Source organism: Streptococcus sp. Marseille-P7375 (genome assembly GCF_902460365.1).
GTDB classification, from domain to species: domain Bacteria; phylum Bacillota; class Bacilli; order Lactobacillales; family Streptococcaceae; genus Streptococcus; species Streptococcus cristatus_I.
On sequence record NZ_CABPTR010000001.1, the window covers coordinates 296,150 to 309,621 of the forward strand.

Below are 13,472 nucleotides of genomic sequence, written 5' to 3' on the forward strand. Positions count from 1 at the left end.
CGGCTACTTTCTAATTGGGCACTATAAAAATTTTTCTCGAAAATAAGAAACTTGCACGATTTACTCATTACTTAGTCAATACTAGAGTTTATACTAGTTACTGTAAAGATGATCATCTAAAAGAAGGAAGGAGGCACCTTATGGCTAAAAATACAAGTCGTCCAGAGATTGATTCTCTAAGTTTCGAGGTTGAAAACCAAGAACTTTCCGGGAAATCAGAAGCTAGTGGTACACAGCTTTTAAAATGACAGTAGTTGGTCTATGTGGATTGTGTTTCACCTGTTCCTATGAGTGTACGACAAATAATATTCGCGTTAGATAAAACAAAAGGAAAATTATAGTGTTTTATTACAAAACATTGACAACATTTTGATTTGGTGTTATATTTACGGGGAGAAATACAAATAAAACAAGACAACTTTGAGATTAATTCTTTGGATTATGGAAATTAATATCCAAGAATTGGATGGTAAATCTGCTGCTGGGTGGCGTACGGCTGTTAGATTAACAGTACAGGAGCGCTGTGGTTGGTGGTTTACATATTCTTTTTCGCCAAACGTGCGCTGTGGATAAAACTCTCTATTTTTTGACAGGAGGATAAAATGGAAGGAATTATTGGGACACTAGATTTCTATGCACCTGTACTGGTCTTAGGAGTTATTGTCATAGGGATTGTTTACTTTATGAAAAAAAGAAACAATCGAAAATAATCAATATCGACCGATACCTAAAAAAGTATCGGCTTTTTTTATAGCATAAATATATTGCACAAAATACTCATGGCAAACCTTGAAAGAAACCGTATAATGAGAGTGTAAAAAAGAAACGGAGGAATGAAATGATGAAACAGCTTATTGTGACAGGATTAACGAAAACATTTGGTCAAGGGGATAATATCGTTCATGCTTTATTAGATGTGAACTTGTCCGTTGAAAAAGGTGAATTTCTGGCAATTATGGGGGCTAGTGGTAGTGGAAAAACAACACTTCTCAACTGTATTTCAACGATTGATAAACCAACATCAGGTGAGATTCGATTTGAAGATTTTGACATCATCCATGCCAAGGAAAATGAACTAGCTGACTATCGTGCTAAAAACATTTCCTATATTTTCCAAGCTTACAACTTGGTGGAAACCTTGACAGTTTATGAAAATATTGTTCTACCTCTCCAGATACAGGGGAAAAATATCAAAAAACATCAGGATAAGATTGAGGAAATTTTGGATAAGTTGGCCATCCAAAACTTAAAAGATAAGTTTCCTAATCAGTTATCAGGTGGCCAGCGACAACGTGTGGCAACTGCTAGAGCCTTGATTGATGATTCTAAACTGATTATCGCAGATGAGCCGACGGGAGCCTTGGACTCTGCCAATTCTGAAAAACTGATGGCGCTTTTGCAGGAAATCAATAAAAGTTTTGGTATTACCATTTTACTGGTTACGCATGCCCCTGCCGCAGCCAAGTATTCTTCACGGATGGTGCTACTTAGCGATGGAAAGATTATGTATGATTTGGAACGTAACAGCTTATCTAATGAACAGTATTTGCAAGAGATTTACAGCCGTACCAGATAGGAGGAGGAGAGTATGTATCTAAAATTGATTTTACGAAATGTATTTCGAAATTTACAGACCTATACCATCTATTTTTTCAGTCTGACCTTGATTTATAGCTTGCTCTACGCTTTTAATGCTTTACCAAGCCATCCAGTGATGCAAAGTTTATCAGGAGCAAAGGAAATGTTAACGATGGTGATGAGCCAGTACATGGGCTTGCTTTCCTATCTGATTCTATCGGCGATTGCCTTTCTCGTCGTTTATTCCACAAACTTTGTCCTAGGACGGCGCAAGAAAGAGCTGGGACTTTATGCAACGCTGGGAATGAAGAAGAAGCAGATTATCCGTACCCTGTTCTTTGAAACCATGCTGGTCAATATCTTTTCCTTGATTCTAGGTTTCTTGCTTGGAGTGATCTTACTGGTCATTCTAGCTAAGATTGCATCTGAGTTTTTTATGGCCAATTACTTTGGTAGTCTGCTTTTCTTTGATAGCAAGTCTGTCATCTTACTAGTTTATTCCTATTTGGTAACCAGTTTTATTGTTGGTGTCATGGACATTCTTACCTTTAGAAAGCAAAATATCATTGCACTCATTCAAGAAAATGGGGTCAAGAAATCTGTCTTGGCAAAAGGCAAGCCAGTTCTTCAAGCACTTCTCTTTATTCTTTCGACAGCTGTTATCGGTTTTGGTGCTCTCTATTTTTCAGACTATCACCATCTATCACTCTTGAAAAGCTGGGGTATCTTACTTGTATCTGTCTTCGTGATTTTTGTGATTTTATTTTACAATACCTTGAGCCATTTTATCTTGGTTTCCCTTAGAAAACTGCCTCAGACCTACTATAACAGACTAAACAGTTTTAAAATTCATCAATTTTCAAAACAAGCTGATAGTAATTCGGTCACGTTGGCTGTCTTATCCTTGACCTTGACACTGGCTCTCAGCTTACTAGTTTTTAGTGGTAGTGCCTATACGACTATGAACCGAGAGCTGAACAAATACTCACCTTATGACGTATCTGTCAATCTTTATCGTGGTCAAGAGTTCCAGTTTTCTCAGGAATCTGTCAAAGACAGATTGAAAGTAGATGGATTTGACTTTAACCTCATCAAAGAGGAGTACAGCTATCCTATCTATTCTAGTGATTTAACCTATAAAGATTTGATTGATACTAGCAATCTTTGGGCGCATGATAAGGAACTTCCTGAATCAAAAGTACCGATTTTAGGAATTTCTGCCTATAATCATCTCCGCAAACTGCAAGGGAAAAAAGCGGTTGACTTGGCAGATAACCAATTTCTGGTCAATGCTAACTATAAAGGAACTGCCAAGCAGATTCAGGACTTTCTATTAACGACAAAAACCCTCATGATTAACGGTTATTCTCTTAATCTTGCGTCTTCCAAGCCACTTGAAACAGTTTACTTTTTATCTTCAGTAGGTACAAATGACACAGGAACCTTGATTGTACCAGATAAGGTAGCAGTTGGATTGACGGAAGACCACATGACCTATGTTGCCAATTTCAAAGAAAATATTGACAAGCGGAAAGTAGAAACATTCTTGAGTCAGTGGATTGAAAAATACTACTTCACTCGTGATGGTACAGAGTTGAATCCGTTCACCTATCAAACCAAAGGAAGAATTTTTGAGATTTATCTTGGCTTTATGGGTGTCATTGTTTTTGTCATGATTTTTGTCAGTGTCATTTTCATCATTATTTCCCTCAGTATCTTGTCTCTTCAAACTTCTACAAGTGCTTTGGATAGTGTCAATGATTATCAAATCTTGTACCTTCTTGGTAACAAGAGAAAGCAAAATCGTTTTATTCTTTTGCAACAGATTCTAAGTTATTTCTTGGTTCCGCTGGTTATCGCAGGTCCGCTAGCACTTGCCTTGAGTACAGCTCTTTTGGGCTATTTTGAGAATTTCGCTAATACCAGCATTTCTATTGATATCACCTATCTGGGAGTAGCGGTTTTACTCTTCGTCCTTTACCTGCTAGTGACTTACAGAGTAAGTTGGCAAATTATTGAAAATTAAGTCAAATACCAGAGTTGCCTATCCGACAATTCTGGTATTGTGTTATAATGATATTAAAGTAGTTCAGGAAGTGGATACATATGAAACAGTTTGTCAAATTGATCTCGAAAAACTCACTTTTATTGTGGTGGTTGACGATTTTTAATCATCTAACTTTGATGATTTATATTTATTATAGGGTTCCTCTGGACTTTTCGACAGATTTTTCCTTACAGATGGTTTTATTGCTGATTATTGCTTTAATTGCATTTAGTTATATTTGTAATATTGTGACCTTTCGTTATAGTGAGTTGAAACTCTGGTTGCTCCTGATGATGTTTCTCATTAGCTGGCAATCCATATTTAATCAAGGAGTTACGAGCACCCTGTTGCACTTTTTTGATATTCTTCATCCGCTCAACTCTTTTTTATTAGTGTATAGTTCTCTGTCTATTCTCTTTCTGGGAGAGAAAATAGGAGAAGAACTGTTGAGTGTGTCCTTTGTGTTGACACTAATCACCGTTAGTTCGTATCTGTTAAGTCCTTCAATTTTTCTCTTTCTGTCCTTGTTTGCGTCTTTCTTTTTAAACCTTGTTCCCTTGATTTTATTTATTTTATATCATGAAGAGTTGAAAAGTAAACTCAGGTATCAGAGACGAAATTTGTGGATATTAGCTCTAATATTGCCTCTTTCTTATTTCTTTTTGTATATCAATACGACGAGCTCAGAAGTGATGAACCTAGTCTGGTATCTGGAAATTGTTGGCATCTTAGTTTTTTTACACTTCAAAACTATTATCAGCTCTCTTCAAAAAAAGGTATCAGAGTTAAAATTATCCTATATAAAAGCTTTTTCACACTTATTTTTACTAGTTATGTTTTTGTTAGTAGGTATTTTCATCATCTTTCGTCTAGATTTAAACACGAGCTTTTTGGTCTTGAATATCATGTTACTATTGTTCGGGATTTGTTCGGAAGAATTGATTCGTCTCTTTCGTTCTGCTGAAATGCTAGATGCTAGGGATTATGTAAAAGTTCTCTTTTTAAAGCGTAACCGTATGGTAAAAAGTCTGCTGGCAAATGAAGACACAGAACAACAGTTCTCCGAATTTCTTCACAATGAAATCCTGCAAAATGTGATGGCAATAAAAAATTTCAATAAATATAGTAGCAATCAAGCTTTTGGTGAACAGATCAATCTGGTGACAGAAGAGTTGGTTCAGCGGATTCGTGAGCGGATGGATTATTATCAGCCAATGGTAGAAACAGACGAGCAGTTAGACATCCAGTATCAAGGGCTGATTAATCGGATTGTCAAGCGCTATCACGCAGAAAATGAAGTCGTCACACAGTTTCCTGTCCACTTTAGGCTTTTATCTCCTTACGATAAAATTGCCTATCGTCTGGTTGAGGAATTGGCGACCAATGCCGTTAAGTACGCTAGTGGTGGAACAATTTTTTTGAAGATTGATGTGCATGATGACGCTATTTTTATCATTTCTGAAAATGACTGCCTTCAAACAGAAAAATCCTTAGGTTATGGCTTGAAAAATATGTCTAATAAAATTAGTGTTTTAGGTGGTCAAATGCAGATTTTTGAAAATAATAAGAGATTTCGTGTAGAAATTATTCTCCCGATTGATAAGGAGTTGTGTTATGAAAATTTTGTTAATTGATGATCATAAATTATTTAGCCAAAGTATCAAGATGATTTTAGAGTTATCGGAAAACATTAAAAAGGTCCAGTTGGTGGATAATTTTTCGACTATCTCGGAGATTGCTTTTAATGACTACGACATTATTTTGATTGACATCAACCTGACGAGTCTGTATCAAGCTGATGGGCTGACCTTGGCACAAGAGATTATCGACAATGGTTGTTCTAGTAAGATTGTAATTTTGACGGGATACAGCAAAAAGATGTATGAACACCGAGCTAAAGCTATGGGTGCTTATGGCTTTCTGGATAAAAGCATGAACCCAGATGAGTTGGTGAAAAAGCTGGAAAAGATTTATCTAGGTGGCAAGGTCTTTTCAGATGAAGTGATGGTAGAGGTGCTAACACCACGAGAAATCGAGATGCTAGAACTGGTTAGAAATGGCTTGGCTATTGATGATATCTGTGAAAGGATTTATGTGAGTAAACGTACAGTTTCCAATCACTTGGCCAATATCTTTTCAAAATTGGGAGTGACTAACAGGCAGGAGGCGATTCACATCGCTGAGCAGTTGGGCTATTTTCCACCAGATTAAAAAGTTGCAGAAGATGCAGCTTTTTTAATTTATTTACAAAAATTGCACATATTACTCATTCTAATAAACGGTAAATTTGATAATCTATTAGTAATTAAGGAGGAAATCATTATGTCTATGGTATCTGAAAAATGGTTAAGTTTATTTAATAATATCGAAGATGATGAGCAGTTAGATGAATTTTTAAAGACTACCTCTGGAGATAGTCTACAAGATTGGGAAGAAAAATTTCTTCAGTACGAGCAGTGGGGAAAAGGTTACATTGAGCGAGAGTTGGGAACAATCTTATGTGATGAATATAACCCTCAGGAAAAGCTCAGAGTAAGCATTCATTCTTAAAATATAGTACAAACTCGAAAGAAAAGATATGCTGGTAACTCTTTACGATTTTTCATATTTCTGCTATAATATTCTTAATAAGGCGTGCGTTAGCGCGCTCTTTTCTGTCTAAAAGTACTCTTCAGTGCTTTTTTATTATTATAGAAATTGGAGGGATTATGCTTTACATTTGGTCTTATTTGAAACGCTACCCCAAGTGGTTGGTGCTGGATTTTGTGTCGGCCATCTTTTTTGTAGTGGTCAATCTAGGGCTGCCAACGGTTTTGGCACGCATGATTGACGAAGGGATTAACCAAGGCGATCAGGAACGCCTGTATTTCTGGGGCTTTATCATGCTGCTGGTTATTATCCTTGGGATTTTGGGGCGGATCGTCCTTTCCTATGCCGCTGGGAAACTAACGACCAGCATGGTGCGGGATATGCGGAATGATCTCTATGACAAGCTGCAGGAGTATTCCCATCATGAGTACGAGCAGATTGGCGTTTCTTCGCTAGTGACGCGGATTACCAGTGATGCCTTTGTCCTTATGCAGTTTGCGGAGCAAACGCTCAAGATGGGAGCTATCACGCCTATCATGATGCTGTCGTCCATCCTCATGATTTTCCTGACCAGTCCGTCCATGGCTTGGATTGTGGCGATTTCAGTGCCTTTTTTGGCAATCGTAGTCTGGTATGTGGCGGTCAAGACGCGTCCCCTGTCTGAAAAGCAGCAGAAGACACTGGACAAGATCAACCAGTATGCTCGGGAAAATCTGACCGGTCTGCGGGTCATTCGAGCCTTTGCCCGTGAGGAATTTCAGGAAGAGCGCTTCGCCAATGAAAATGAAATCTATGCGGAGAATTCCAACCGTCTCTTCAAATTGACAGGTTTGACGGAGCCTCTCTTTGTGCAGATTATCATTGCCATGATTGTGGCCATTGTCTGGTTTGCCCTGAAACCACTAGGCAGCGGCGAGTTGAAAATCGGGGATTTAGTTGCCTTTATCGAGTACAGTTTCCATGCCCTTCTGTCCTTCCTGCTCCTGTCCAGTCTCTTTACCATGTATCCACGTACGGCGGTCTCTAGTGAGCGGCTGAAGGAAGTCATGGATATGCCGATTTCCATCGATCCAAATGAGAATGGGATCACGGAAACTGCGACTCATGGCTATCTGGAATTTGACAATGTAACCTTTGCCTATCCAGGTGAGACGGAAAATCCTGTTCTGCATAATATTTCTTTCAAGGCCAAACCGGGGGAAACGATCGCCTTTATCGGCTCAACAGGTTCTGGTAAATCTTCCTTGGTTCAGCTGATTCCGCGTTTCTATGATGTGACCTTGGGCAAGATTTTGGTGGATGGTGTGGATGTCCGCGCCTATAATCTCAAGGCTCTCCGTCAGAAGATTGGCTTTATCCCGCAGAAAGCTTTGCTATTTACCGGGACGATCGCTGAAAATATCCGCTATGGTAAGGAAGATGCTAGCTCTGAGGAGCTCAATCAAGCAGCGGATGTGGCTCAGGCTCGCGACTTTATCGAGAGCAGAGAAGAGCGCTTCGAGACGCATTTGGCTGAAGGCGGCAGCAATCTATCCGGTGGTCAAAAGCAACGTCTGTCCATTGCGCGTGCGGTTGTTAAAGAGCCAGACATTTATATTTTTGATGATTCCTTCTCGGCTCTGGACTACAAGACAGATGCGACTTTGCGCCGCCGACTCAAGGAAGTGACGCAGGATGCAACGGTTCTCATCGTGGCTCAGCGGGTTGGAACCATTATGGATGCGGATCAGATTATTGTCCTAGACAAGGGTGAAATCGTGGGTCGCGGTCGACATGAGGAATTGATGGAAAATAATGCCATCTATCGCGAAATTGCCAATTCCCAGCTCAACAGCCAATCACTAACAGAAGAATAGGAGGAAGAGATGAAAGAAAATAGTTTTGTCCGCTTATGGGGCTATCTAAAAGTCTATAAAGCCGCCGTGCTTCTTGCAGTCTTCCTCAAGATTGTCAGCGTGGTCATGAGTGTCCTAGAGCCTTTTGTCCTAGGACTTGCCATCACAGAGCTGACACAAAATCTGCTGGATATGGCCAAGGGAGTACCCGGTGCAGCCATCAATAGCAGCTATGTGGCTTGGATTATGCTGCTTTACTTTATTCGTGCCCTCTTTTATGAGATTGGTGCCTATTTCTCTAACTATTTTATGACCAATGCTGTGCAGAGCACCGTTCGCGATATGCGCAATGAGCTCAGTCGTAAAATCAATCGAATTCCTGTTTCCTACTTTGACAAGCACCAGTTCGGTGATCTGATTGGGCGCTTCACCAGTGATGTGGAGACCGTCTCAAATGCACTTCAACAAAGTTTTTTGCAGGTGGTCAATGCCGTCATGACCCTTATTTTGGTCATTGGGATGGTTCTTTATCTGAATATCCAGCTGGCCTTGATTGTTATCGTCAGCATTCCTCTGACTTATTTTGGAGCTAGATTCATCCTTAAAAAATCTCAGCCTTACTTTAAGCAGCAGGCGGATGTTTTGGGCACTATGAATGGCTTCGTTCAGGAAAATCTGTCAGGTTTCAATGTCCTCAAACTTTATGGTCGGGAAGAGACTTCGGCTGAGGATTTTCGAGCCATTACTCAAAATTTGCAAGAAGTCGGTTTTAAAGCCAGCTTTATCTCAGGACTCATGATGCCCGTTCTTAATGCGATTTCGGATTTAACCTATCTTATCGTTGCTCTCTTGGGTGGTTTACAGGTTATTGCTGGTCAGCTGACCATCGGGAATATGCAGGCCTTTGTCCAGTACGTCTGGCAGGTCAATCAGCCTATTCAAAACCTCACCCAGCTGGCAGGTCAGCTCCAGAGCGCTAAGTCTTCGCTGGATCGGATTTTCCAGATTTTGGATGAGCCAGATGAAGTCATGGATAATACCGTCCAGCTAGACAAGGACTTGACTGGTCAAGTCAGCTTCAAAGATGTAGACTTCCAATATGTGGCAGATAAGCCGCTGATTCGCAACTTTAATCTGGAAGTTCAGCCAGGTGAAATGGTGGCTATTGTTGGGCCGACTGGAGCTGGTAAGACGACCTTGATCAATCTTCTCATGCGTTTCTACGATGTGACCAAGGGCTCTATCAGCGTGGATGGCCACGATATCCGCCAGCTATCCCGCCAAGACTATCGTAAGCAATTTGGTATGGTTCTGCAGGATGCTTGGCTTTATGAAGGGACTATCAAGGAAAATCTCCGCTTTGGTAACCTTGATGCCACGGATGAGGAGATTGTGGAAGCAGCTAAATCAGCCAACGTGGACCACTTTATCCGGACCTTACCGGGTGGCTACAACATGGAAATGAATCAGGAATCTAGCAATATTTCGCTGGGACAAAAGCAGCTCCTGACGATTGCACGGGCGCTCTTGGCCAATCCTAAGATTCTGATTTTGGACGAGGCGACTTCCTCAGTTGACACTCGTTTGGAGCTGTTGATTCAGAAGGCCATGAAAACTCTGATGCAGGGGCGGACGAGCTTTGTCATTGCACACCGTTTGTCTACTATCCAAGAAGCAGACAAGATTTTGGTGCTCAAGGATGGACAAATCATTGAGCAGGGCAATCACGAGTCGCTGCTGGTCGACAAGGGATTCTATCATGACTTGTATATGAGCCAATTTTCGGATAAGAAAGAAGCCTAGACATATAAAAAAGGAAGCTCGCTTGAGTTTCCTTTTTGATTTATAATTTGATGAAGTTTTACCTCAAAAGCTTGTCGGGAGAAAGGTTGCTTAAAGACTTTCTGCTTGGACGACATGCGTCTCGAATTCGAGATCTGGCATGGCTGCTGCTAAATCCTGTTGAATGCGTTCAAGGGCTTCTAGTCGCATTTGGACAGATGTATGGGCATTTCCTTGGATAATGAAAATGGCATTTTTGGTGCTATCATCAAATTTATAAAGGTCACTGTCACGGACATCAAGCCAAGCAAGGATGCCTTTTTCATCTCGATAGACATAGTCGGTCGGAGCTACGCGCTTTTCCTTGGATAAGATAGGGAGGAAAATATCATCCTTCTGACTGACTGTAAACTCAATCTCATCACCGATTTTATCAAGGTCATGCCCACCGATAGCTAGGAGAGAATGCAAGGATTCTACATTATAAATATCAATAACGCTGTTAATCCTTGGAATGGAGCCGCGGTGTTGGATATTGCGGATCAAAGCTGGTACTGTTGGCGGGTTCTTTTTAACACTGCGTCCCACTTTCTGCAGCAGATCACAGTAGCCTTGGATAGTCGGTTGGTCAGTGATTTCTGCTAGATTGCAGTTCAAGGCCCAGTTTTCTGCTTCCTTCTGCTTTTGGAGAAAGGCTTCTGATAAAGGTGCTTGGGGATCGACGTTTCTAGCAATGGCAAGGACGACGCTTGTGATGCCCAGTTCTGCTAAACTTTTATCAATGGTAAATTTCATCTTAGACGGACCTCCATTTTGTTCTTACCATCATTATACCTTTTTCTAGGGCTTTTTACAATGAAAAATATGTGTGGAATAAGGAGAAAAGGAAGGGAAGTAGCAGAATTCCGATGATAAACGCATGCCATTTCCAGTAGATACGGATTAAGCCAGCGGTTTCTCGGATCCATGCAGAAGGAAGAAAATAGAAGGCCGTGCGAGAACCAATACTGCGGCCTTTGAGACCAACTTGTTTCATATAGATGCCAGCACGTAGCGCGTGGAAAGAATTTGTGACTAGGAGAACTCGATCTTGCTCCAATCCATGTGCGAGCATGAGCTCTTTACTGAATATGAGATTTTCAAGCGTAGTACAAGATTTATTTTCGAGGAAAATACTGTCAGCTGGGACTTCTTTTTCCATCAAATAACCTGCCATAGCCTCTGCTTCGGAAATCCACTCGTCGTCTCCCTGACCGCCAGAGACAATGATGACTGGCTTCCGATTAAATTTTTCATAGATTGCTATCCCTTTATCTAAGCGTTGAGCCAGCAGAGGAGGCACCTTATCTCCAAACAATCCTGCACCGAGGATAATAATAGTCTGAGGCTCTTTCTTGACTGGAAAAATATTTAAAAAGAATGCGTAGATGATATAGGAAAGATAGAGAAAGGTTCCGTAAAATAGTAGCAAATCAGCGAGGGAAATCAAAATTGCAAGAAATGACCGAGGAGCGAAAAAATGCAGTAAACCAAGTCCTACGATCGCTAGGCCGTAGAGAAGCGATAGTAGATTGGCTAGTCTGAGCCCCTCTAGCTGTAGCATTTGGCGACCATTAAAAATCAAATAAGCAGTAGAAGCAAAAATACTAAAGGGGACTGCTAAAAGCAGGATATAAAAGCTAATCATAGCTGGTTTATAACCAATAAATCGCTCAAGACTAACAATCGTAAGCCCGGCTAAAACAATGCCCATCATCATAAGAGTGAAGGTCAGGAGATAAGCATTGAATAAACTTCTAGGTTCCCGATAGACTAAAAGAGTAAAGATAGCAGCAGGGATGAGCCAGACTAGATGAAGTAACATATTAAAACCTCGCAATTGAACTTATAACTAGTATAGCATAAGTCTATCTAATAAAGAAGGAATTGCATATATGATATAAATCGAAAACAAACAAAGATAATTCGTAATAAATCGTATTGTGTTTCGTGAATTTCTTAAGGTTGAGAAAAGGCGATTTTTATTTCAAAATCCTTGCAATGAGTGGTGTTTATCGGTATAATGGAAAAATCTTAAAAAGACTGGAGATGACGATGATAAAAAAAGGATCCTTGACCGGTTTGCTTTTATTTGGAATGTTTTTCGGAGCCGGTAACCTGATTTTTCCACCTCAATTGGGTTTGGAATCTGGTCAAAATTTCTGGCCAGCTATTGGAGGCTTTGTCCTATCGGGCGTCGGTATTGCTATTTTAACCTTGATTATAGGTACTTTAAATCCCAAGGGTTATATTGATGAAATCTCGAAAAAGATTGCCCCTTGGTTTGCGGTAGTTTACTTGGTAGCCCTTTATCTTGCAATTGGTCCCTTCTTTGCCATTCCTCGGACGGCGACCACTGCATTTTCTGTCGGGATTGAGCCCATGTTGCCTGCAGGTTCTCATGCCATTTGGCTTTTTGGGTTTACGCTGGTTTATTTTGCCTTTGCCTATCTGATTGCACTTAATCCATCGAAAATCCTTGATAGTATTGGTCGTTATTTAACGCCAATCTTTGCCTTATTGATTGTAGTTTTAGTTGTATTAGGAGCTGCCAAATATGGTTCCACTGCTCCTCAAGGAGCAACAGCGGAATATGCTGCTTCAGCTTTCGGAGCAGGATTTCTTCAAGGTTACAATACTCTGGATGCCTTAGCTTCAGTTGCCTTTAGTGTGGTTGCCGTGACAACACTCAACCAGCTCGGTTTCAAGAATAAAAAGGAATATATTTCTACTATTTGGGTCGTTGGCATTCTTGTGGCGCTAGGCTTTAGCGTTCTTTATATCGGTTTGGCCTTCCTTGGAAATCACTTCCCACTTAATCTAGCGAATTTGCCGAAAGGTGCAAACGTAGGGGCTTCTGTTTTGTCTTCTGCAACTCAAGCCATCTTTGGTCCGATGGCTCAGATTTTCCTAGCGATTATGGTAACGGTGACCTGTTTTACAACAACAGCTGGACTTATCGTCTCAACTGGCGAATTTTTCCATAATACCTTCCCGAAAGTATCTTATAAGGTGTATGCGACCATTTTTACTCTAGTTGGTTTCGCTATTGCAAATCTTGGTTTAAATGCTATTATCCAGTATTCGGTCCCAGTTCTGGAAATTCTTTATCCGATTACCATTACGATTGTGATGATTGTCATGGTCAATCGCTTTTTGCTACTTTCTAAACCAGGGATGCAGTTGACCATCGCAGTGGTGACCCTGATTGCTTTTGCTAGCATTTTGGGACGACAATTCAAGCTAACTGTCATTCTCAATCTGGTTAATGCACTGCCATTTGCTCAAGCTTCTCTACCTTGGTTGCTGCCGGCTCTGGTTGGAATCTTGCTCTCGCTCTTTTTGCCAAACAAGCAAAAAAGTGAAGCATTTGAATTTGAAGCATAATAAAGAAAATTCACCACAGTGTGGTGGATTTTTTTGACTCATTGTCAATTGTAGTAGGTGATTTAAGTTTAAGACTGGGAATGTTCGGTGAAGAAACTCAAGTTGTTTCTTATGAATAATAAGACAATATAAGGATTTTATAAGATAGATTTAAGAGAAATTTTAACTCTTTCTTATCCCTATTTAATCTTAGGAGATTATACTAGATTCATCAA

General features: G+C 40.4%; 11 protein-coding genes. 9 read left to right on the forward strand and 2 right to left on the reverse strand.

Translation table 11 applies throughout. The annotated features are described in order from the left end of the window. The first annotated feature begins 441 nt into the window (after window positions 1-441). From slmA to FZ954_RS01600, 8 genes are all read left to right on the forward strand, one after another. Window positions 442-573 (forward strand): salivaricin M family lantibiotic, encoded by a 132-nt coding sequence (slmA, locus tag FZ954_RS11865; RefSeq protein WP_148876456.1) that lies wholly within the window; start codon window positions 442-444, stop codon window positions 571-573. A gap of 268 nt (window positions 574-841) precedes the next feature. Beyond that, window positions 842-1,576 carry an ABC transporter ATP-binding protein gene (locus FZ954_RS01570; protein ID WP_148877624.1) on the forward strand — a complete coding sequence of 245 codons (735 nt, stop codon included), beginning with the start codon at window positions 842-844 and terminating at the stop codon, window positions 1,574-1,576. A 12-nt stretch (window positions 1,577-1,588) separates the two neighbouring features. After that, window positions 1,589-3,604: an FtsX-like permease family protein gene (locus FZ954_RS01575; protein WP_148876459.1), complete on the forward strand. Its 2,016-nt coding sequence runs from the start codon at window positions 1,589-1,591 to the stop codon at window positions 3,602-3,604. A gap of 926 nt (window positions 3,605-4,530) precedes the next feature. Next, the gene (locus FZ954_RS11870) at window positions 4,531-5,259 is read left to right on the forward strand and encodes an ATP-binding protein (protein WP_262366226.1); all 729 of its coding nucleotides are present in this window, start codon (window positions 4,531-4,533) and stop codon (window positions 5,257-5,259) included. Further along, entirely contained in the window at window positions 5,240-5,836 is a 597-nt protein-coding gene (locus tag FZ954_RS01585; protein WP_148876465.1) for a response regulator transcription factor, read from the forward strand. Before FZ954_RS11870 ends, FZ954_RS01585 begins: the two co-directional genes overlap by 20 nt. Window positions 5,837-5,947: 111 nt before the next feature. After that, complete coding sequence (locus FZ954_RS01590; protein ID WP_187423309.1) at window positions 5,948-6,175, forward strand: hypothetical protein; 228 nt, start codon at window positions 5,948-5,950, stop codon at window positions 6,173-6,175. A gap of 158 nt (window positions 6,176-6,333) precedes the next feature. Then, window positions 6,334-8,070: an ABC transporter ATP-binding protein gene (locus FZ954_RS01595; RefSeq protein ID WP_148876467.1), complete on the forward strand. Its 1,737-nt coding sequence runs from the start codon at window positions 6,334-6,336 to the stop codon at window positions 8,068-8,070. A 9-nt stretch (window positions 8,071-8,079) separates the two neighbouring features. Next, window positions 8,080-9,852 carry an ABC transporter ATP-binding protein gene (locus FZ954_RS01600; protein WP_148876470.1) on the forward strand — a complete coding sequence of 591 codons (1,773 nt, stop codon included), beginning with the start codon at window positions 8,080-8,082 and terminating at the stop codon, window positions 9,850-9,852. A gap of 90 nt (window positions 9,853-9,942) precedes the next feature. Here FZ954_RS01600 and FZ954_RS01605 read toward each other — a convergent pair whose 3' ends face one another. Together FZ954_RS01605 and FZ954_RS01610 are read right to left on the reverse strand one after the other, a co-directional pair. After that, complete coding sequence (locus tag FZ954_RS01605) at window positions 9,943-10,626, reverse strand: B3/4 domain-containing protein (RefSeq protein WP_148876472.1); 684 nt, start codon at window positions 10,624-10,626, stop codon at window positions 9,943-9,945. Between the two features lie 55 nt (window positions 10,627-10,681). Next, window positions 10,682-11,695, reverse strand: a complete 1,014-nt coding sequence (locus FZ954_RS01610) for a YdcF family protein (RefSeq protein WP_148876474.1) — start codon at window positions 11,693-11,695, stop codon at window positions 10,682-10,684. Window positions 11,696-11,925: 230 nt separating this feature from the next. Here FZ954_RS01610 and brnQ point away from each other — a divergent pair, with 230 nt between their 5' ends. Continuing rightward, a complete protein-coding gene (gene brnQ, locus FZ954_RS01615; RefSeq protein ID WP_148876476.1) occupies window positions 11,926-13,257 on the forward strand; it encodes a branched-chain amino acid transport system II carrier protein in 1,332 nt (443 codons plus the stop codon). Window positions 13,258-13,472: the final 215 nt, after the last annotated feature.

Coding starts and splice junctions, on each gene's coding strand:
- slmA (WP_148876456.1), top strand. CDS start 442: ATGGAAATTAATATCCAAGAATTGGATGGTAAATCTGCTGCTGGGTGG.
- FZ954_RS01570 (WP_148877624.1), top strand. CDS start 842: ATGAAACAGCTTATTGTGACAGGATTAACGAAAACATTTGGTCAAGGG.
- FZ954_RS01575 (WP_148876459.1), top strand. CDS start 1,589: ATGTATCTAAAATTGATTTTACGAAATGTATTTCGAAATTTACAGACC.
- FZ954_RS11870 (WP_262366226.1), top strand. CDS start 4,531: ATGTTACTATTGTTCGGGATTTGTTCGGAAGAATTGATTCGTCTCTTT.
- FZ954_RS01585 (WP_148876465.1), top strand. CDS start 5,240: ATGAAAATTTTGTTAATTGATGATCATAAATTATTTAGCCAAAGTATC.
- FZ954_RS01590 (WP_187423309.1), top strand. CDS start 5,948: ATGTCTATGGTATCTGAAAAATGGTTAAGTTTATTTAATAATATCGAA.
- FZ954_RS01595 (WP_148876467.1), top strand. CDS start 6,334: ATGCTTTACATTTGGTCTTATTTGAAACGCTACCCCAAGTGGTTGGTG.
- FZ954_RS01600 (WP_148876470.1), top strand. CDS start 8,080: ATGAAAGAAAATAGTTTTGTCCGCTTATGGGGCTATCTAAAAGTCTAT.
- FZ954_RS01605 (WP_148876472.1), bottom strand. CDS start 10,626: ATGAAATTTACCATTGATAAAAGTTTAGCAGAACTGGGCATCACAAGC.
- FZ954_RS01610 (WP_148876474.1), bottom strand. CDS start 11,695: ATGTTACTTCATCTAGTCTGGCTCATCCCTGCTGCTATCTTTACTCTT.
- brnQ (WP_148876476.1), top strand. CDS start 11,926: ATGATAAAAAAAGGATCCTTGACCGGTTTGCTTTTATTTGGAATGTTT.